Here is a 19993-nt window from a genome sequence, read left to right on the forward strand (position 1 = left end):
ATTATCGTTTGCTTTGATTCAGGGCAAATTTCTTCAGGGCGGCAAAGAACATGAAAAGACGATCCGCACAGGCCAGAGAACACGGCAGTGTTTGGCCACGCGGGGTTAAAAACAGGTGGGTGAGCGAGCCCGATCGGAACGCTCATTCACAGCCAGAGACGTCGAATACGACCCTGGCCGTTCCTCACCTTTTTGCCCTGTCTTGCCTCGCGGTGTTTTCACACCGCCTGCGAAGGTCGTCTTTTACTGGAAGCGGCGCGGATCAGAAGTCGTGATCGGCGTTGTCCGGATTCAGGTCGCCGATACCCAGCTTGCCCGCTGCCTGTTCGATCGCACCGGTCTGCTTGACCAGGGCGCCGATGGCGTCACGCACAACCTGATTGCCGGATTCATTGCCAGCGGCAATCAGTTGGTCGTAGTGCTCGCCGTTGTTAGCGCGGTCGACCATGACCTGGATCTTGGCCTCGGTGGCGGCCAGGTCGGCCTTCAGCGTCTCATCGGCAGCCGGATCGGCCTTGGCCACCAGGGACGACAGGCTGGCGCCGGTCATCTTGGTGCCGTCGACACGGGTGTATTCGCCCAGGTAGACGTTGCGAATGCCTTTGGCATCGTAGAAGTGCGAATTGTGGGTGTTGTCGCTGAAGCAGTCTTGTTCGTCTTCAGGCGAGTTGGCTTCCAGGGACACCTTCATCCGCTCGCCCGCCAGTTCACCCAGGGACAGGCTGCCCATGCCAAAGAGCATTTTGCGCAAGCCGGTTTCAGCCGGTTCGGCTTCCAGGGTCGCTCGGTAGTTGTCAGCCACGTCCGGCTTCCAGTTGCCGACCATTTCTTGCAGATCGTTGACCAGCAACTGGGTCACGGCTTTCAGGTAGGCGCGACGACGGTCGTTGTGCCCGCCGGTGGCGCCAGTGCCTTCCAGGTAATCGGACGCTGGACGGGCGCCGGCGCCAGGGCCGGTGCCGTTGAGGTCCTGACCCCAGAGCAGGAATTCGATGGCGTGGTAGCCGGTGGCGACGTTGGCCTCGGAGCCGCCCAGCTCATTCAGGCTGGCCAGGGTTTGCGGGGTGATGTCCTTCACGTCGACCTTGTCTTCGCCGACCTGGATCTGGGTGTTGGCGATGATATTGGCGGTAGCCCCCGGGTTGCCCAGCGCGTGAGCGTAGCTCTTGTCGACGTAGTCGATCAGGCCCTCGTCCAGTGGCCAGGCGTTCACCTGACCTTCCCAGTCATCGATGATGGTGTTGCCGAAGCGGAACACTTCGCTCTGCAGGTACGGCACGCGAGCGGCGACCCACGCGGCCTTGGCAGCTTTCAGGGTGTCGTCGTTGGGCGTGGCGAGGAACGCATCGATAGCGGTTTGCAGGGTTTTCGCGGTGGATTCGGCATCGCTGTAAACGGCGAAGACCATGTCGGCATAGTGTGCGACCACCGCCTTGGCGGCCGCTTCATCGACCTTGCCGGCGGCGTCGCTGGCTGGGGTGGCCGTGCGGGTGGCCGGGGTTGGCGCTTGGGCGGCCGCTTTGTCGTCTTTACCTTCGCCGCAACCGGCGAGGGAAATAGCGATGGCCAACAGACTGGCGGTGGCCAGAGGCATACGAATCATGGCGAACATCCTGCTTCGAGAGGGGAGTGGACGGCGCGGGGCGCGCAAAAAGCTGCCACATAATGCGAAAGATTTGCATTATGTGTAAAGGGCGCGCTTGCAAATATTTCTTATTCAGAACGGATTCGCGAGGTCAATGCGGTCAGCGCAGGGACCCGTTCAAAGGATCGCTGCGTTGCTGCGCTGCGCTTGTTTCAGGTAGGCGCTCAACTCCCGAGCCGGCAGGGGTTTGCTGTAGTGGTAGCCCTGACCTTCATGGCAGCCTTCGGCGATGATGTAGGCCTCTTGCTCGGCGGTTTCCACGCCCTCGGCAATGACCTGCATGCCCAGGCTTTTACCCAGTTGAATGATGGCGCGGACGATGGTGGCATCGTCGTCGTCATCCAGCAGGTCCTGGACGAAGCTCTTGTCGATCTTGATCTTGTCCAGGGGCAGGCTTTTCAGGTAGCTCAGGGACGAGTAGCCGGTGCCGAAGTCGTCAATGGCAATCAGCGCCCCGGAGCGTCGCAGGCTCAGCAGGTGTTGGGCGGCGGTGCTGATGTCTTCCATCAGGCCGGTTTCGGTGACTTCCAGTTCCAGGCTGCGGGGCGGTAGACGGTAGATCTGCAGCAGGTTGTTGACCACCCGCGGCAGTTCGGCGTGGTGCAGTTGCACGGTGGACAAGTTGACCGCCATGCGCAGGTCGCTGAAGCCCATGTCGTGCCATTCGCGCAGTTGGCGACAGGCTTGGTCCAGCACCCATTCGCCGATGGCGATGATGGTGCCATTTTGCTCGGCCAGGGGAATGAACTGATCTGGCGGCACCAGGCCGTGTTCCGGGTGCTGCCAGCGAATCAGGGCTTCGACGCCTACAGGTCGATGGTCGCGATAGCTGATCTGCGGCTGATAGACGAGAAAGAACTGCTCCCGGGCCAGGGCCTCGCGCAGGTCTTTTTCCAGTTCTCGGCGACGGCGCATCTCGCTGTCGACGCTGGCGATGTAGAACTGATAGCGATTGCGTGAGCGGGTTTTGGCCAGGGTCATGGTCTGCTCGGCCTTCTGCAGGAGTTTTTCCGTGCTGTCGCCGTCCTCCGGGAACAGCGTGATACCGATGGTGGCGCGCAGGCGGATTTCCTGGTGATCGAGGGCGAAGCTGGCTTCCAGGTCGTCGAGAATGCTTTGCGCCAGTTCCGCCGCTTCATAAGGCTGCTCGATATCGGCCTGGACCAGGGCGAACTGGTCGCCACCCAAGCGCGCCAGGGCGCCAAGACGGCCACTGTGGCTGCGTAGGCGGTCAGCCAGGGCCAGGAGCAACTGGTCACCGGTCTGATAGCTGAACTGTTCGTTGATGCCCTTGAAGTCATCCAGGCCAACACACAGCACCGCCACCCGACGTTGCAGGCGCCCGGCATCTATCAGGATCTTGTCCAATTGCTGTTGCAGTTGTTGGCGGTTAGGCAGGCCGGTGAGGAAGTCGTATTGGGCCATGCGCAACAGGCTGTTTTCTGCTTCGTGGCGCAAGTGGGTGTTGCGCTCGATGGACACCAGCAGTTGGTTGGCGGTGTTGATCCAGATCCCCAGTTCGTTCGTTTCGTGGCCCTTGAGAAGGGGCAGTTGGTGTTCACTGGGGCGGTCGGGGTTGATGTTGCTCAGGTGTTCGATGATCCGTGACAGCGGTTTGGTCAGCAACCAGTGGTAGACCAGGTACAGCACCAGCCCCATGGCCAGGGCGCGCAGGACTCCGGAGATGAAGATGATCACCGAACTGACGATGAAGTCCTCGCCGTAGGTCGCCGTGTCCAGGGTGATGCTCAGGTCGCCGTAATACTCGCTATAAGGCCCGCGTCCCACCAGTTGGGTGGTGAAGGTGCGTTCCTTGCTCAGAATCAGGTCGGTCAGCCAGCGACTGGAAGATTTCTGCAGGTCTCGGTTTTTTTCCGCGAGCATGGTTTCGTTGGGATGGCCGATAGAGGCCATGCGCACAGCCTCATCCTGGAACAGGCCCTCAATGACTTGCATGCCCATTTCCCGATCCAGGCTATAGAGCGCCTGGGTCGATGGATCGCGAAACATGTCGAGAATGCGCTGGGCGTCATTGGCGACCGCCTGTCGAGTCTTGTAGGCATCGAAGACGATCTGGGCGCAGCTCAGCACTACGCCGACGATGAGCGCCGACAGCAGCACAACTCGGAGCAACTTCACCGACAAGCTGTTTTTGAGTTCCAGCTTCAAAGGGCTATTCCTTGTTCCGTGCGTGTAGCGTCAAGTGGCCATGAGTATTGGCAATCCCATGATGGTCGTCAAAGTGACATGACTGCTGAGTACAGGATGTCTACAGGGCTGGCCGGGGTGATCAGATTCAGGATTGCGATAGCCGTGGACAGTGTGTCGGTAACGATGCCTTGCAACTTGAGGGGCGGCGTTGATTTTTACCTGCAGTGAATCTTAGCGTCTCAGCTCGGCGGGACAAGATGCGCGCTTTGTCAGAGGCAAAAAAAACCCGGCGAGGCCGGGTTTTTTGCACTGCAAATGCGTTTAAGCGACGAAGTTCTTGCCTTCGAACTGCTCAGCGACGAATTTCCAGTTGACCAGGTTCCAGAACGCCTCGACGTATTTAGGACGAACGTTGCGGTAGTCGATGTAGTAGGCGTGTTCCCAGACGTCGCAGGTCAGCAGCGGGGTGTCGCCGCTGGTCAGCGGGTTGCCGGCGCCGATGGTGCTGGCCAGGGCCAGGGAACCGTCAGCCTTTTTCACCAGCCAGCCCCAGCCGGAACCGAAGGTGCCAACGGAAGTCTTGGTGAATTCTTCTTTGAACGTGTCGAACGAACCGAACGCAGCGTTGATGGCTTCAGCCAGGGCGCCGGTAGGTTGGCCGCCGGCGTTTGGCGCCAGGCAGTTCCAGTAGAAAGTGTGGTTCCAGACCTGGGCTGCGTTGTTGAAGATGCCGCCCGAAGAGGTTTTGACGATCTCTTCCAGAGTCTTGCCTTCGAACTCGGTGCCTGGCACCAGGTTGTTCAGGTTCACGACATAGGTGTTGTGGTGCTTGTCGTGGTGGTATTCCAGGGTTTCCTTGGAAATGTGCGGCTGCAGGGCGTCGTGTGCATAAGGCAGCGGCGGCAATTCGAAAGCCATGATGATTCTCCTAATCAGGTCAGTTGCGGTGAGCGCAAGGCCGATCACGGGCGGCCAGACAAGCGCCGGGGAGTTTGTACTCTTTGCGGCGCAGGGCTCGGATCATAGCACCGGGGGGGCGGCTTAACCACGCAACAACTGTGTGGGATAGAGGTTCCAGAGCCTTTTGGAATAAGTCATGCAGCGCTGATCAGTTGGAATGCCACGCTGAACATCATTGCCGCCACCAATAGGTCGAGAATCCTCCAAGTGCTGGGGCGAGCCAGCCACGGAGCCAGCCAGGCGGCGCCCAGGGCCAGGGTGAAGAACCACAGCAATGAAGCGCTGGCGGCGCCAGCCACGTAGGCGCCGGGTTCGATTTGCTGCGCCCCCAGCGAGCCGATCAGCAGCACGGTGTCCAGGTAAACGTGGGGGTTGAGCAGGGTTACTGCCAGGGCGCTGAGCATCACCGCCCGCAGTGAACGCAAGGTTTGGCCCTGGCCTTGCTGCAAGCTCTGTTTTGCGCAAGCGCGACGCAGGGCCTGAGCGCCGTACCAGATCAGAAATGCTGCGCCGCCCCAGCGGGCCACCGCCAGCAGTGTCGGGTTTTGGGCGAGCAGGGTCGCCAGACCAAAAACGCCTGCCGCCACCAGCAGCGCATCGCAGGTGACGCACAACGCCGCCACTGGCAAGTGGTGTTCGCGTCGCAGGCTCTGGGCCAGGACGAAGGCGTTCTGACTGCCGATGGCCATGATCAGTCCCGCGGCCACCAACAGGCCGTTTACATAGCTTTGCCACATGGTTATTGCTCCTCGCCGGCGGCCAGTTGTTGCAGGACCGTCATGGCCCGCGTGGCGTCCGCCTGACCGACAAACAGATGATCGTGGTAGTAGCCGGCGATCACGTTGCAACTGATTCCGGCCTGCCCCAGAGCGCCGGCGAAGGCTGCGGTCAGGCCCACGGCATCCAGGGCTGAATGCACGTCAAGGGTGATCCAGGCGGCTACGTAGTCGAAGCTCAAGCCCAGGCGCTCGGCCTGTTGGCGTTGGAGAATCACCGTCAGGCCCTCGCGCTCTTGAAAGCTGCCCAGCACTTCGCAGTCCTGCAGCAGGCTGCGGTCAGTGATGGAGCAGAACACGTACTGACCGTCATTGAGCTGCGGGCTCATGCTGCGCAGCAGGGTTGCGAGGGAGGTTTCACCAGCCATGAAGATGATCCTTGAACGAAGAGGTATTGCAGAGGCTTTACGCTGGCTATTTTCCGCCGCGCCGCTGTATAAGAAAAACCAATATTGCTGATCTCTCATTAGGAAAACTGATGTTCGACTACAAGTTGCTCTCCGCGCTGGCCGCGGTGATCGAACAGGCAGGGTTTGAGCGGGCGGCGCAGGTACTGGGCTTGTCGCAGTCGGCGGTTTCCCAGCGGGTCAAATTGCTTGAGGCGCGGGTCGGGCAGCCGGTGCTGGTACGGGCGACCCCTCCGGCGCCCACCGAAATCGGCCGGCGCCTGCTCAACCATGTGCAACAGGTGCGCTTGCTGGAGCGCGACTTGCAGAGCCTGGTGCCGGCGCTGGACGAGGAAGGGGGGCCGGAGCGCTTGCGCATCGCTCTCAACGCCGACAGTCTGGCTACCTGGTGGGCCGAGGCGGTGGGCGATTTTTGTGCCGAGCAGCATTTGCTTCTGGACTTGGTGGTAGAAGACCAGACCGTTGGCCTCAAGCGCATGCGCGCCGGGGAAGTAGCGGCTTGCGTCTGCGCCAGCGAGCGCCCGGTGGCCGGGGCACGCAGTCTATTGCTGGGGGCCATGCGTTACCGTGCCCTGGCCAGTCCGGCCTTTATCGCCCGGCACTTTCCTCAGGGCGTGCGCGCCGAGCAGTTGGCCAGGACGCCGGCGCTGGTGTTCGGCCCCGATGATTTCCTGCAGCATCGCTACCTGGCGTCCCTGGGGGTCGATGGCGGTTTCGAGCATCATCTGTGCCCGTCTTCCGAAGGCTTCATCCGCTTGACTGAAGCCGGTCTTGGTTGGGGATTGGTGCCTGAACTGCAGGTTCGCGAGCAACTGGAGCGGGGTGTGCTGCTGGAGCTTTTGCCTGATAAACCCATTGATGTGCCGCTGTACTGGCATCATTGGCGCAACGGCGGGCAACTGCTGGGCTTGCTGACCGAGCACCTGGCACGCTTATCCGCACAATGGCTGGTGCCTTGGCAGCAGCCGTAGGCGTCAGCGACAAGCTGCAAGCAGAGCGCTTGCACTGTGATTTTTAACGTGCGGTTTGTGGCCTTTAACGCGTCACTGTTTTTTAGGAAAACTCATGAAAATTCTGGTTACCGGCGCAAGCGGCTTCATTGGCGGGCGCTTCGCCCGTTTTGCCCTTGAGCAGGGCCTGGAGGTGCGCGTCAATGGACGCCGCGCCGAAGCGGTGGAGCATTTGGTGAGGCGTGGCGCGGAGTTTGTCCCGGGCGACTTGGAGGATGCGCAACGGGTGCGCGAACTTTGCCACGATGTCGACACGGTGGTGCATTGCGCCGGTGCCGTGGGGTTGTGGGGGCGCTACCAGGACTTCCACCAGGGCAACGTGCTGGTGACCGAAAACGTGGTCGAGGCCTGCCTCAAGCAACGAGTGCGGCGCTTGGTGCATTTGTCCTCACCGTCGATCTATTTCGATGGCCGTGACCATTTGCGGCTGACCGAAGAGCAAGTACCCAAGCGTTTCAAGCACCCTTACGCCGCCACCAAGTACCTGGCTGAACAGAAGGTCTTTGGCGCTCAGGAGTTCGGTCTGGAAGTGATTGCCTTGCGCCCGCGTTTCGTGACCGGTGCCGGCGACATGAGCATCTTCCCGCGCTTGCTGAAGCTGCAGCGCAAGGGCCGTCTGGCGATCATTGGCAACGGCTTGAACAAGGTCGACTTCACCAGCGTGCACAACCTCAACGACGCGCTGTTCAGCTGCCTGCATGCCACGGGCTCGGCCCTGGGCAAGGTCTACAACATCAGCAACGGCGCGCCGGTGCCGGTGTGGGACGTGGTCAATTACGTCATGCGCCAGATGCAGGTGCCGCAAGTCACTCGATACCGCTCCTTTGGCCTGGCCTACAGCATGGCGGCGCTCAACGAGGGGCTGTGCAAGGTGTGGCCGGGGCGCCCGGAGCCGACCCTGTCGCGTCTGGGGATGCTGGTGATGCACAAAAATTTCACCCTCGACATCAGCCGGGCCCGGCATTATCTGGGCTATGAGCCTAAAGTCAGTCTGTGGGCCGCCCTGGATGAATTCTGCGCTTGGTGGAAGGCTCAGGACTTGAGCTGACATCAAAACTGAACCGAGTGTGCATCGGTCCGGTCCATTGGCCGGGCGAATTGGCGGTTTATACTCGCCGCACTCAGCTATTACCGCGTTTGAGAAAGGTTTCCCCATGCGTAACGATGCACACGATGACTTCGATGATGTTCCAAGTCTGCGCGCCGACCCCCTCGATGACGATGTTTTCCCCCTTACCAGCGGTGCTCGTGAGCGCACCACGGTGCATTCACGTAGTGCCCCGTTGGTCAAGGTCAAAGGCCCCAGTACCGGGCCGTTGTGGGCGTTGGTCGGTGCTCTGTTCTTTGCCTTCATGGGTCTTGCGTGGTGGAGCTTTCAGCAGATTTCGCTGATGGAGCAGCAGTTGGTGGCGACCCAGGAAAGCTTCGCCAGGATCAGCGAGGAGGCCGCTGGCCGTCTGCAGGACATCTCCGGCAAAGTGGTGGCCAGCCAGACCTATGTCACCACCGACAGCGAAGCGCTGAAGCTGCAGATCAAGCAGTTGGAGAACCAGGTGCAGGACCAGCGCCGACAGCAGCAGGGTGTCGTGGGGCAGGCTACGGACCTGGACAAGCGCTTGGCGCAGATGGCTGCACAGACCGCCGAGCAGCAGACGGCCAACACCCAGTTGCAGGCTCAGGTGAAGGCCTTGAGTGGCGAGTTGGCCAGCCTGAAAAACGCACAGGCCGATGACGGCAAGGTCGATGCCCAGCTCAAGAGCTTGGGCAGCGAACTGGCGGTGCTGAAGAAACAGGGCAATCCGAGCGCCGCCATCGAGCGCCTGGAGCAAGAGATGATCGTGCTCAAGAGTCAGTTGGACAGTCGTCCGGCGCCTGTGCAGAGCGCGGCCAGCACCGCCGAGTTCGATGTGTTTCGTGGTCAGGTCACCCGCAACATCAACACCCTGCAGAGCCAGATCCGGAATTTGCAGGAACAGATTATTGCGTCACCCAAGCGGTAATCTGCGCAGCACTGAGCACCGTTTAGCTCGTATCTGCTCCACGGCCGTCTACGCTCTTCAAACGCCAACAAGAACAAGGAGCGGACGATGAGGCTGTTGCATAAAAAAACCTGGCTGGGCTGGCTGCTGTTGTTGTGTGTCAGCACGCTCCAGGCGGCACCGGTGGTGGATGATGGCGTAGCGGCTCGGGCGCTGCTGGAAAAGGCCTTGCGCTATTACCACGACCGGGGCGACAAGGCGTTTGCCGCGTTCAGTCGCCAGGGCGAGTTTGTCGACCATGACCGTTATGTGTTCGTGGTGGACACCCGAGGGGTGATGCTGGCCAGTGGCGGTCCTTCTTCGGCGTTGATCGGCCGTGATGTCTCCGAGGTACTGGGGCCGGATGTTCGCAAGGCGTTCAAGGACGCGCTGAAGGTTCCCGAGGCCGATGGCATCCAGCAAGCCGAATACCGTTGGCAGAACTGGGCGGATGGCAAGATCGAACGCAAACACGTGTATTTCCAGCGCATCGGCGAACGCATCCTGGCCGTCGGGTACTACCTGCCCCGCGCCTCGGCGGAACAGGCCAAGGCCTTGCTGGATCGGGCGGCCACGGCCTTGAACAAGGATCAAGCAGGCACGCTCAAGGCCATCAATGATCTAAAGGGCGGTTTTCTTCAGGATGACCTGTATGTATTCGTGGTGGATCTGGACAGCCGGCGTTACCTGGCCCACGGCACCAATCTGCGTCTGCTCAATACCGACTTCGGCAAGATCAAGGACCCCCAGGGCAAACCGGTGGGGGAACCGATGCTGGCGCTCATGGCCCGAGAGAATCAGGGGGAGTATGAATACCGCTGGAAGAATCCGGTGACCGGCAAGATTGAGGACAAGCACGCCTATCTGCGCAAGGTCGGGCACTTGCTGGTGGCGGTGGGGTATTACAGTCCCTGACGCGACATCAAGCCAGCGGCGCGATCAACGCGCCTTATCTTCACGACCGCGTAGCAACCTGTCGGGCATGGCGATTGCGGCCGCCAGCCCCAGCAGGGAAACGCCGGCGCTGATCAGCAGCAGATGCTGGAAGGTCTGCAGTAACTCGCCCCGCAGTGCCTCTCGCGCCGCTCCAGGGGCGGCATTCAGACCTTCCAGCAGGGCGTTGCCAGAGTGCCCTTCGCTGAGCGTTGATCCGCTCAAATGCGCCAGGCTGGAGCCTTGCAGCAAGGCCAGCAACAGTGCCGACATCAGCGCTACGCCGACGGCGCCGCCTAGGGCGCGAAACAGGTTGGTGGTGCTGGTGGCGACGCCAATGTCCCGTTGCGCCACCGCGTTCTGGGTGCCCACCAGCGAAGTGGGAAACTGCATTCCGCTGGCGATCCCGCAGAGCAGCATGAACAGGCTATTGAGCAGTTCCGCCTGGGGGGGCGCCAAGGCCATGCCAAGGATCGAGAACGGCATCAGTAACGCTCCGCCGAGGATCATCGGCTTGTAGCGTCCGGTGACCGACGTCAGGCGTCCGGCGCAGTACGCGCCCATGGGCAAGCCCATGGCCAGCGGCAGCAAGTGCAGGGCGGCGCTGTCGGCTCCGGCGCCGGTAATGCTTTGAAAGCGCAGGGGCATCAAGACGATCAGCGAGATCGCCTGGAAACTGGTGAAGAAGATCGTGCACCAGCACAGCAGGGCGTTGCGGTTGGTGAACAGGTGCATTGGCAGCAGCGGCTCGCGAGCCCGACGCTCATGCCAGACAAAGGTCGTCAGGACGACCAGGGCGATGGCCAGCAGGTCGAACACTTCGGCGCTGCGCCAGGAATGACCCTGGCCTACCTGGGTGATGCCCAGCAACAGGGCGCTTAGGCCCGTGATCAGCAGGACGGTGCCCAGGTAGTCGATGATCGGCTTGCGCTGCGGCACTGGCAGCCCCAGCAAGGTGCGATGGGCCACCCACCAAGCGCCCAGGCCCAGGGGCAGATTGATCAGGAACATCCAGCGCCAGGACAAGAATTCGGTCATGTAGCCGCCCAGTACCGGGCCAGCGACGCTGGCCACCGCGTACATGCTGCTGAAGTAGCCTTGGTAACGGCCGCGTTCCCGGGGCGGGACGATGTCACCGATGATCGCCTGGCTCACTGAAATCATGCCGCCGGCACCGATGCCCTGGACAATCCGCGCCAGCACCAGTTGTTCCATGTTCTGAGCCAGGCCGCAGAACAGCGAGGCCAGGGTGAACACCCCCATGCCGAACAGCATCAAGCGGCGGCGGCCGTAGAGATCGCCGAGCTTGCCGTAGATGGGCACGGCAACGGTCATGGCCACCATGTAGCCGGAGATCACCCAGGCCAGCAGGCCGACATCCTCGAACTGGGCGGAAATGGCCGGCATGGAGACAGCGACGATGGTCTGGTCCAGGGCGCCGAGAAAGATCGCCAGCATCAGGGCGATCAGCACGCTGCGAATTGCCGGTTTGGGCGGGTCAGGTTGCTGGAGGTGGGACACGAAAGAACCTGCGTGCAGTGATTGATTCGCCAGGACAAGGCCGGCTGGAATGGGCGCCAGTGTACTAGATAGGTGCCTACTAGATAGCCTTGCAAGGAAGTGGTCTGTGGATTTTCCAGGCTTTTGCCGGTCAGTGCATTGCGCCAGTAAATGGCTCTGCATGTTTCTTTGAATGCGAAATGGGAAGCATTCTGTATAGTGCGTTATGTTCCTGGAAGCGACAGGATGGAGGTTCATTTATCTTGTCGCTGCTTGCATGCTTCCTGGGTGACCCTATCCATTGAGCGACACAATCCGGCGGGTATCCGCTCATCCCTTCCTGTCGGTGCGATGAGCACCCGCCCCGCTGAGGCCTGGACTGCAGTGATGAACAAGCCTGCCCCGACTGCCATTCCCCTGTTCAAACGCTATGACGAGAGTCTTGAGTGGCCCACTCCCGACCTGTTGCATTGCGAGCCCATCAGCCAGCGCAGTCGCGAGCATCATGGGGACATCAAGCCCCATCGACAGGCCGACCTGTGCCAGTTGCTGTTTGTACGCCGGGGGCAGGTGCAGTTGCAGGTGGAAGGCCAGCGGACCTTGCTGGCGCAATCGGCGGTCCAGGTTCTACCGCCGTTGTCGGCGCACGTGTTTCGTTTCTCCGAAGACATTGAAGGTTATGTGCTGACCCTGGCGGCGCCGCTGGTCAGCCATCTGCAAGGCCAGTCAGGGTATTCGGAGAACATCCTGGAGCAGTCCGCCAGCTATCCGGCCGGCACTGACGAGGATTACCTGAACACCCTGTTCGCGGCCTTGCAGCATGAATACCAGGGGCAGCAACCGTCCCGGGAAATGCTCATGCATGCGCAGGTGAGCATGATCGTGGTCTGGTTGGTACGTCAGGCATTGCGGCGCAGCAGTGCTCATCAGCGTCCGCAGCGGGCCCGGGAGTATTTCAACGGTTTTATCCAGTTGGTGGAAACCCACTATCGCGAACATGTGAAGGTGGAGGCCCTGGCTCACAAGCTGGGCATTTCTGTGTCGCACCTCAATGGCACTTGCCGCGAACTGGCGGGACAACCGGCGCTGCAGATCATCCACGATCGCCAGTTACTGGAAGCCAAGCGCCTGCTGACTTACACCGGGATGACCATTTATGAGATTTCCGAGGACCTGGGCTTTTCCGACCCGACCAACTTCACCCGGCTGTTCCGGCGTCGGGAAGGGATCTCGCCCAAAGTGTTTCGGGACCGCTTGAAGGCCGATCAAACCAGCGATCCCGAAACATCATCATTTACCTGAGGGCATTCAACGTGGCGTTGTGGGGAATGCAGTGTTCCAAGCTGCAACTGGCGTAGTTACGCGGTTGCATGCGGGCTTGTTCAACGCGATAAGCGGCAGTGCCGTACAGCGCCAAGGTGATGGTGCAGGTCATGAAGATGGCCAGGTAGCGTCTTGTTTTGACGTTCATGGTAACGACCTCTTAACCGATACCCCTTTGTTTTAAGGGGGTACTGCTATCAGCATAGGTCAGTAGTGGGGGCTTGCCAGACCCGCGCGTGGCCTGGTTGGCAAGGTATTCAGCAGTGGGGTCGAGTTGCCCGACCAGCGCTGCGCGACGCCCTATAAACCTTCGTCCCAGAGCGGTTCCTGGGGAAATCTCAGGACCAGGAAATCGAGCATGCTGCGCAAGGCCGTCGGCATGTGTTTGCGCGAGGCATAGACCGCATACATGTTCATCGTGCGTGGTTCGGCATGGGCCAGCAGGCGCACCAGGTCTCCACGCTTGATGTATTTCCCTGCCTGATAGCTGGGCAGCATGGCGATGCCGGCGCCGGCCATGGTAGTGCGCAACAGGGTGCTGGCCTCGTTGGCGCTGATGTTGCCCTGTACCGGCACCGACACGGGTTCGCCGTCCTGCTCGAAATGCCACAGGCTCTTGCCGAAGTAAGAGTGGGTCAGGCAGTTGTGCCGGCTCAAGTCTTCTACCCGTTGGGGGACCGGGTGTTCTCGCAAATAGGCCGGTGACGCACAGATCACCGACCGGCACACCGTCAGGCGCCGGGCGATCAGGTTCGGGTCCAGGTCGTTGCTGGTGCGGATCGCCAAGTCGATGCGTTCGTCCACCAGATTCACCGTGCGATCGAGCATTTGCAGATCAATACTGACCCCGGGATGCCGTTTGACGTAGTCAGCCATGGCATCTGCCAGTTGCGCCTGGCCGAACGAGGTGCTGACGCTGATACGCAGCAGCCCGCGCGGTACATCATCAGGTTCGCCGACCGCTGCCTGCATGTCATTGGACAGCTCCAGCATCTGCCGGCAGCGCGGCAGGATCTCGGCGCCAGCGGTGGTCAGGCTGAGCTTGCGCGTGGTGCGGTGCATCAGCCGGGCGCCGACCCAGTTTTCCAGCTCCGCCAGATAGCGTGAAACCACCGGCCGCGATAGGTCCAGGTGGTCGGCGGCGGCCGATTGACTGCCCAGGTCGACGACGCTGACGAAGACCCGCATTGCTTGGAGACGATCCATGATTTGCCCGCTTTCAGAAACAAACTATGTTCAAGCATCGCATTTTTTGTAACGAGTCAGGCAACTAAGCTTTGTCCATTCCCAACCAAGTCAACACCTGCTGGAGCTGCTTTCATGATCGGATTGACCTCACTCAAACGCCTGTTGCTAGCCACCGCTACCCTGGGCTTTGCCGCCCATGCCGCAGCCGCCGAGCCCACCCTGAACCTGGATGTCTACAACCCGGGGGCCAACGCTATCTTCCCGGTGACCTCGGTATTGGTCAGCGGCAAGCAGGACGCGATTTTGCTGGACGCCCAGTTCGGCAAGTCCCAGGCCCAGCAACTGGTAGACAAGATTCGCGCCAGCGGCAAGCACCTGACCACCATCTACATCAGCCACGGTGACCCGGACTACTACTTCGGCCTCGACACCCTGACCGCCGCCTTCCCCGACGCCAAGGTCGTGGCCTCGCAGCCAACGGTGGATCACATCAAGGCCACGGTGGATGGCAAGCTGGCGTTCTGGGGCCCGAAAATGGGTGCTGACGTGCCTGCCAAAACCATCGTGCCCAGCGTGCTCAAGGGTCACAGCCTGACCCTGGAAGGGCAAACGCTCGAAATCATCGGCCTGGACGGCAAGCAGCCGGACCGCAGCTTTGTCTGGATTCCGTCGATCAAGGCCGTGGCCGGTGGCGTGGTGGTTGCGGAAAATATCCACGTATGGATGGCCGACACCCAGACTGCGCAGTCTCATCAGGACTGGCTGAGCACCCTTAAAACCATCGAGGGCCTGCAGCCCAAGACCGTGATTCCGGGGCACTTCCTCGGTGACAGCGCGCGTTCCCTGGCCCCGGTGCGCTTTACGGCGGACTACATCAAGGCCTTCGACGAGGAGACCGCCAAGGCCAAGGATTCCGCCGAGCTGATCGCGGCCATGAAGAAGCGTTACCCGGACCTGGGCGAAGACAGTTCCCTGGAGCTGAGCGCCAAGGTCGCCAAGGGCGAAATGAAGTGGTGAAACCGGTTTGACCCGCTCCCTTTCGGGAGCGGATGCCCCTGTACTCTTTCAGGGCCTGTACGAAAACTCGCCGAACAAAGATCAGGCAAGGTAAAAATAGGCGAGCACCGGCCAGGGGCGTGTTCGATTGTAGAGCCCTACCTGAGCCTTCCGGTCGGACTCGCGCCCGAGCCTGTTTCTAGGTAGCGCTGAAGGCGTGCAGTACGCAGCATGATCGAAGCGCGGGCAGTTTTCGTACAGCGCTCAGCCAACTGGAGACATGTCATGAGCAAGATCGCAATCATTGGTGCCACTGGCCGCGCCGGTAGCCAACTGCTGGAAGAGGCCCTGCGTCGCGGTCATAGCGTCACCGCCATCGCCCGTAATACCGCAAAGCTCGGCCAGCGCGCTGGCGTACTCAAGCGTGATGTGGATGTGGCCGACCGTGCCGCGCTGCAAGCGGCGGTGGTCGGTCATGACGCGGTGATCAGTGCCGCGCACTTTTCCAGCATCCCCTACAACGCCATCATCGAGCCGCTGAAAAAAGCCGGTGTCGGACGCCTGCTGATGGTCGGCGGCGCCGGTTCACTGCTGTTGCCGGGCGGCACCCAAGTCATCGACAGCCCCGGTTTTCCCGAGGAGTACAAGGCCGAAGCCAGCGCCGGAAGCCAGTACCTCGACGCCTTGCGCCAGGAACAGGATCTGGACTGGACGTTCCTTTCGCCATCGGCGGAGTTTGTCGAGGGTGAGCGCACCGGGCATTTCCGCCTGGGCCAGGACGAGCTGCTGGTCAGCGCCGAAGGGCGTAGCTGGATTACCTTCGCCGATTACGCCATTGCCCTGATCGACGAACTGGAAAACCCGGCTCACCGCCGCCAGCGTTTCACGGTCGGATACTGATCACGCCTTAGCCACTGCCGCTTGCGGCGGTGGCTACGTCATACTCGGTGCATTCAGCGCCGCTGAGCCTGCTCCACCAGCCAGTCGAGCAATTGCTGCAAGGACGCCGAAGGCCCCGGACGCTCCGGGTAGACCAGGTAATACGCCTGTCCCGTGGCGACCTTCAGTTCAAACGGCATGACCAGCCGCCCGGCGCTCAGGTCATCGCCAATCAACGCCCAATCGCCAATCGCCACGCCCGTTCCCTGGGACGCCACGGACATTGCCAGGTCCAATGTTTCGAAGTGCTGACCCTTGCCCAAGGTATTGAGCGGCGTGCCTGCGGCTTTCAGCCAGGTTTGCCAGTCCCGCTGATCATGGGAGGGATGCAGCAGCAGGTGCTGTTGCAGGTCCGCCGGGGTCGTGAGGGGTACTGAACTTTCCAGCAGCGGGCGAGAGCAGACGGGCGTCAGTTGTTCGTTGAACAAGTGCCGCGAGCCCAGGGTCGGTGTCGGCGGGGCGCCATACATGACCGCGGCGTCGAAGGGTTCGCGACTGAAGTCCACGCCGTGCTGAATGGTGGTGGTCAACTGCACTGGCACATCCGGGCGCTCCTTCTGCCATTGCAACAGCCGGGGCAGTAGCCAGCGCATCACACAGGTTGGCGCCTTGAGGCGCAGGTTGCGGTTCTGCACGCCGATCTCATCCACCGCGCCATGGATCAATTCGAACACCTGCTGCACGCGCGGCAGCCATTCCAGGCCTTCGGCGGTGAGGCTCAGACCCCGGGCTTGACGCTGAAACAATGGATAACCCAGATGGCTTTCCAGGCCGGCAATCTGTCGGCTCACGGCGCCTTGGGTGATGTGCAACTGCTCGGCGGCGCGGGTGAAATTGCAGCATTGGGCAGTGATCAGAAATGTGTGCAGCGCGGGCAAGGGAGGAAGGCGTTTCATGGGCAGCCAAGGCATGACGTAAGGACATGGCTAGTATGACTTTTTATCCATTGTTGCGGCTACCGGGCCGCCGTTCCAATAGCCCCCTCTTGCGTCTGATGGCGTTTACAAGCCTGGCGTCAGACGTATGGTGTTCAACCAATAAGAAGGGCGATTGTGATGGCGACGTGCGGCGAAGTACTGGTCAAGTTACTTGAAGGTTATGGGGTCGATCAGGTGTTCGGCATTCCCGGGGTGCACACTGTCGAGTTGTATCGCGGTCTGGCCCGCTCGCCCATCAACCATGTCACTCCGCGCCATGAGCAGGGTGCCGGCTTCATGGCCGACGGCTACGCTCGCACCAGTGGCAAGCCGGGTGTGTGTTTCATCATCACCGGCCCCGGCATGACCAACATTACTACCGCCATGGGCCAGGCTTATGCCGACTCGATTCCCATGCTGGTGATTTCCAGCGTACAGACCCGCAGTCAACTGGGCGGCGGGCGCGGCAAACTCCATGAGTTGCCGAACCAGAGCGCGTTGGTCAGTGGCGTGGCGGCGTTCTCTCATACCCTGATGTCCGCTGACGAGCTGCCCGCGGTGCTGGCCCGGGCCTTTGCCTTGTTCCAGGCCGGTCGTCCACGGCCGGTGCACATCGAAATCCCCCTCGACGTGCTGGTGCAGCCAGCCGATCACCTGCTGACCTGTGAGCCAGTGAATGTCACTCGGGCCGGCGCTGCGCCGGCGGCTGTAGCACAGATGAGCCAATGGCTGGCGGAGGCCGAGCGGCCACTGATTCTCGCCGGCGGCGGCGCCATCGACGCAGCGCTATCCCTGACCCGGTTGGCGGAGCTGTTGCAGGCGCCGGTGGCCCTGACTATCAATGCCAAGGGCATGCTGCCCTCGGCCCACCCGTTGTTGATCGGTTCCACCCAGTCGCTGGTGGCGACCCGAGCCCTGGTGGCCGAGGCCGATGTGGTGCTGGCCATTGGCACTGAATTGGCGGAGACCGACTATGACGTGACCTTTGCCGGTGGCTTCGAGATCCCCGGCACCTTGCTGCGGATCGACATCGACGTCGATCAGACGGTGCGTAACTATGCGCCGAACGTGGCCCTGGTGGCGGATGCGCAGATCGCCGCCCAAGCCTTGCTGAGCGAACTGTCCCGGCTCGCATTGGCACCGCGCCGCAGTGATTGGGGAGCGTCTCGAGCCGCTGCCTTGCGCGCTGAGCTGGAGGGCCTCTGGGACGCACCGACCCGGGCCCAAACCCTGTTCCTGAACAGGGTGGTCCAGGCGTTGCCGGAGATCGTTCTGGTGGGGGACTCGACCCAACCGGTGTACAGCGGCAATCTGACCTTCAATCCCGAGCAACCACGCCGTTGGTTCAATGCCTCCACCGGCTACGGCACCTTGGGTTATGCCCTGCCTGCCGCCATCGGAGCCTGGCTCGGCGGCGCGGTGCAACCCAGTCAGCGTCGGCCGGTGGCTTGCCTGATCGGCGATGGCGGCTTGCAGTTCACCCTGTCGGAGCTGGCCAGTGCCGTGGAGGCGCGGATCCCGGTCATCGTCCTGCTGTGGAATAACCAGGGCTATGAAGAGATCAAGAAATACATGGTCAATCGCGCCATTGAACCGGTGGGGGTCGATATCTACACCCCCGATTTCATTGCTGTGGCCAAGGGCCTGGGCTGCGCCGCCGAACGCATCGATGAGGTCGAGCAACTGCAAGCGGCACTGCGCAGGGCCGTCGATCGCCAGGGGCCGACACTGATTGAGATTGATCAGCAACGCTGGACCCTGGGAGTACCGGCATGAGCACGCCAACATTGCTGGACGGGCTGTACATCGACGGTCGGTGGTCGGCGGGCAGTGAACGTCTACAGGTGATCAATCCCGCCACCGAGGCGCCTTTGGCACAGGTGGCCGCTGGAGGTCCCGAGGCCGTGGATCAAGCGCTGCACGCCGCCACGGCGGGGCTTGCGCGGTGGTCGCTCAGCAGCGCTGCCGAACGTGCCGCGGTGCTGCGCAAGATCGCTTCTGGGGTGGCCGAGCGTCGTCAGCGACTGATGCACTTGCAGTCGAGCAACAACGGTAAGCCGCTGTTCGAGGCTGCCATGGATGTGGACGATGTGATCGCCACCTTCGAGTATTACGCCGGGCTCGCCGAGGGCCTGGACGCCGCCCAGAATGCGAATGTGCCCTTGCCCAGTGAGGCGTTCAGCGCCCGCCTGCGGCGTGAGCCTTGTGGCATCGTCGGGCTGATCGTGCCGTGGAACTTTCCCATGGTCACCACTGCCTGGAAACTCGCCCCTGCCTTGGCGGCAGGTTGTAGCGTGGTGCTCAAGCCGTCTGAGGTGACGCCTCTGCCGGAGCTGGAACTGGCGGCGATCATTGCCCAAAGCGGATTGCCTCAGGGGGTGTTCAACCTGGTCTGTGGCACCGGGCTGGCGGTCGGCGCACCGTTGGCGGCGGACCCACGGGTGGCGAAGATTTCCTTCACCGGCAGCAACGCGGTGGGCGTTCAAGTCATGCAACGGGCGGCGGAAACGGTCAAGGGCGTAAGCCTGGAACTGGGGGGCAAGTCGTCCTTGTTGGTGCTGGCAGACGCAGATCTGGATCGGGCGGTGGAACTGGCCTGCGGCGGCGGGTTTTTCAACGCCGGGCAGATGTGCTCTGCCACCAGTCGGGTTTTGGTGGCCGATGAACTGGCCGATGAGTTCCTCCTGCGGCTCAAGGCCCGGGCCGAAGCTATTCGCGTGGCCGAGCCGTTGGACCCCGAGGTGGAAATGGGCGCGCTGGTGAGCAAGGCGCAATATCAGCGGGTGCAGGCGCATATCGATCGTGGTCTGCATATCGGCGCCAAGCTGCTGTGCGGTGGCGCGCGGCCGGCCGGGTTGGCGCAGGGGTATTTCATCCAGCCCACGGTGTTCACCGAGGTGCCGTTGGACAGTGCCCTGTGGTGCGAAGAAATTTTTGGTCCGGTGCTTTGCGTGCGTCGTTTCAGCAGCGAGCAGGAGGCCATTGCCTTGGCCAATGACAGCGAGTTCGGGCTGGTGGCCAGCGTCGTGAGCGCTGATGTCGAGCACGCCGAGCGCGTGGCCAATGCCCTACAGGCGGGCCTGGTGTGGATCAACGCGCCTCAGGTGATCTTTCCCCAGACCGCCTGGGGTGGTTATAAACAGAGCAGTATCGGTCGTGAACTGGGCCCCTGGGGGCTGCACGCATTCCAGGAAATCAAGCACGTGATCCGCGCCCGATAGTCGCGGGCC

The 19993-nt window shown here is 61.6% G+C and carries 18 protein-coding genes; 9 read left to right on the forward strand and 9 right to left on the reverse strand.

The window, feature by feature from the left end; all coding sequences use genetic code 11:
• Positions 1 to 262: 262 nt before the first annotated feature.
• The 5 genes from PLD_RS07260 to PLD_RS07280 all read right to left on the reverse strand — a co-directional run bounded on the left by PLD_RS07260 (position 263) and on the right by PLD_RS07280 (position 5900).
• Positions 263 to 1603 carry an imelysin family protein gene (locus PLD_RS07260; protein WP_159891239.1) on the reverse strand — a complete coding sequence of 447 codons (1341 nt, stop codon included), beginning with the start codon at positions 1601 to 1603 and terminating at the stop codon, positions 263 to 265.
• A 159-nt stretch (positions 1604 to 1762) separates the two neighbouring features.
• A complete protein-coding gene (locus tag PLD_RS07265) occupies positions 1763 to 3814 on the reverse strand; it encodes a bifunctional diguanylate cyclase/phosphodiesterase (RefSeq protein ID WP_159891241.1) in 2052 nt (683 codons plus the stop codon).
• Positions 3815 to 4117: 303 nt separating this feature from the next.
• A complete protein-coding gene (locus tag PLD_RS07270; protein ID WP_159891243.1) occupies positions 4118 to 4714 on the reverse strand; it encodes a superoxide dismutase in 597 nt (198 codons plus the stop codon).
• Between the two features lie 176 nt (positions 4715 to 4890).
• Positions 4891 to 5493 (reverse strand): LysE/ArgO family amino acid transporter, encoded by a 603-nt coding sequence (locus PLD_RS07275; RefSeq protein ID WP_159891245.1) that lies wholly within the window; start codon positions 5491 to 5493, stop codon positions 4891 to 4893.
• Between the two features lie 2 nt (positions 5494 to 5495).
• Positions 5496 to 5900: an ACT domain-containing protein gene (locus tag PLD_RS07280; protein WP_159891247.1), complete on the reverse strand. Its 405-nt coding sequence runs from the start codon at positions 5898 to 5900 to the stop codon at positions 5496 to 5498.
• A 110-nt stretch (positions 5901 to 6010) separates the two neighbouring features.
• Here PLD_RS07280 and PLD_RS07285 point away from each other — a divergent pair, with 110 nt between their 5' ends.
• The 4 genes from PLD_RS07285 to PLD_RS07300 all read left to right on the forward strand — a co-directional run bounded on the left by PLD_RS07285 (position 6011) and on the right by PLD_RS07300 (position 9882).
• Positions 6011 to 6910: a LysR family transcriptional regulator ArgP gene (locus PLD_RS07285; RefSeq protein ID WP_159891249.1), complete on the forward strand. Its 900-nt coding sequence runs from the start codon at positions 6011 to 6013 to the stop codon at positions 6908 to 6910.
• 94 nt (positions 6911 to 7004) lie between these two features.
• Positions 7005 to 7997, forward strand: a complete 993-nt coding sequence (locus tag PLD_RS07290; RefSeq protein WP_159891251.1) for an NAD(P)-dependent oxidoreductase — start codon at positions 7005 to 7007, stop codon at positions 7995 to 7997.
• 106 nt (positions 7998 to 8103) lie between these two features.
• On the forward strand, positions 8104 to 8949 hold the full coding sequence (locus tag PLD_RS07295; protein WP_159891253.1) for an ATPase: 846 nt from the start codon (positions 8104 to 8106) through the stop codon (positions 8947 to 8949).
• An 87-nt stretch (positions 8950 to 9036) separates the two neighbouring features.
• Positions 9037 to 9882: a cache domain-containing protein gene (locus PLD_RS07300; RefSeq protein WP_159891255.1), complete on the forward strand. Its 846-nt coding sequence runs from the start codon at positions 9037 to 9039 to the stop codon at positions 9880 to 9882.
• A 24-nt stretch (positions 9883 to 9906) separates the two neighbouring features.
• Here the strand turns inward: PLD_RS07300 and PLD_RS07305 are convergent, their stop codons facing one another.
• Positions 9907 to 11421, reverse strand: a complete 1515-nt coding sequence (locus PLD_RS07305; protein WP_159891257.1) for an MDR family MFS transporter — start codon at positions 11419 to 11421, stop codon at positions 9907 to 9909.
• A gap of 366 nt (positions 11422 to 11787) precedes the next feature.
• Here PLD_RS07305 and PLD_RS07310 point away from each other — a divergent pair, with 366 nt between their 5' ends.
• Positions 11788 to 12702: a helix-turn-helix domain-containing protein gene (locus PLD_RS07310; protein WP_159891259.1), complete on the forward strand. Its 915-nt coding sequence runs from the start codon at positions 11788 to 11790 to the stop codon at positions 12700 to 12702.
• Here PLD_RS07310 and PLD_RS30415 read toward each other — a convergent pair.
• Together PLD_RS30415 and PLD_RS07315 are read right to left on the reverse strand one after the other, a co-directional pair.
• A complete protein-coding gene (locus PLD_RS30415; RefSeq protein WP_178116134.1) occupies positions 12695 to 12871 on the reverse strand; it encodes a hypothetical protein in 177 nt (58 codons plus the stop codon). The genes PLD_RS07310 and PLD_RS30415 overlap by 8 nt on opposite strands.
• A gap of 152 nt (positions 12872 to 13023) precedes the next feature.
• Entirely contained in the window at positions 13024 to 13929 is a 906-nt protein-coding gene (locus tag PLD_RS07315) for a LysR family transcriptional regulator (RefSeq protein ID WP_159891261.1), read from the reverse strand.
• Between the two features lie 114 nt (positions 13930 to 14043).
• Between PLD_RS07315 and PLD_RS07320 the strand changes: the two genes are divergently transcribed.
• The gene (locus PLD_RS07320) at positions 14044 to 14928 is read left to right on the forward strand and encodes an MBL fold metallo-hydrolase (protein ID WP_159891263.1); all 885 of its coding nucleotides are present in this window, start codon (positions 14044 to 14046) and stop codon (positions 14926 to 14928) included.
• Positions 14929 to 15192: 264 nt separating this feature from the next.
• On the forward strand, positions 15193 to 15807 hold the full coding sequence (locus PLD_RS07325) for an NAD(P)-dependent oxidoreductase (RefSeq protein WP_159891265.1): 615 nt from the start codon (positions 15193 to 15195) through the stop codon (positions 15805 to 15807).
• Between the two features lie 53 nt (positions 15808 to 15860).
• Here the strand turns inward: PLD_RS07325 and PLD_RS07330 are convergent, their stop codons facing one another.
• Positions 15861 to 16742, reverse strand: coding sequence for a LysR substrate-binding domain-containing protein (locus tag PLD_RS07330; protein ID WP_159891267.1), 882 nt, complete (start codon positions 16740 to 16742; stop codon positions 15861 to 15863).
• 159 nt (positions 16743 to 16901) lie between these two features.
• Here PLD_RS07330 and PLD_RS07335 point away from each other — a divergent pair, with 159 nt between their 5' ends.
• Complete coding sequence (locus tag PLD_RS07335; protein WP_159891269.1) at positions 16902 to 18539, forward strand: 5-guanidino-2-oxopentanoate decarboxylase; 1638 nt, start codon at positions 16902 to 16904, stop codon at positions 18537 to 18539.
• Entirely contained in the window at positions 18536 to 19984 is a 1449-nt protein-coding gene (locus tag PLD_RS07340) for an aldehyde dehydrogenase family protein (RefSeq protein ID WP_159891271.1), read from the forward strand. The genes PLD_RS07335 and PLD_RS07340 overlap by 4 nt, the downstream gene beginning before the upstream one ends.
• Positions 19985 to 19993: the final 9 nt, after the last annotated feature.

It is taken from the genome of Pseudomonas sp. LD120 (genome assembly GCF_009861525.1).
In the GTDB taxonomy this organism is placed as follows: Bacteria; Pseudomonadota; Gammaproteobacteria; order Pseudomonadales; family Pseudomonadaceae; genus Aquipseudomonas.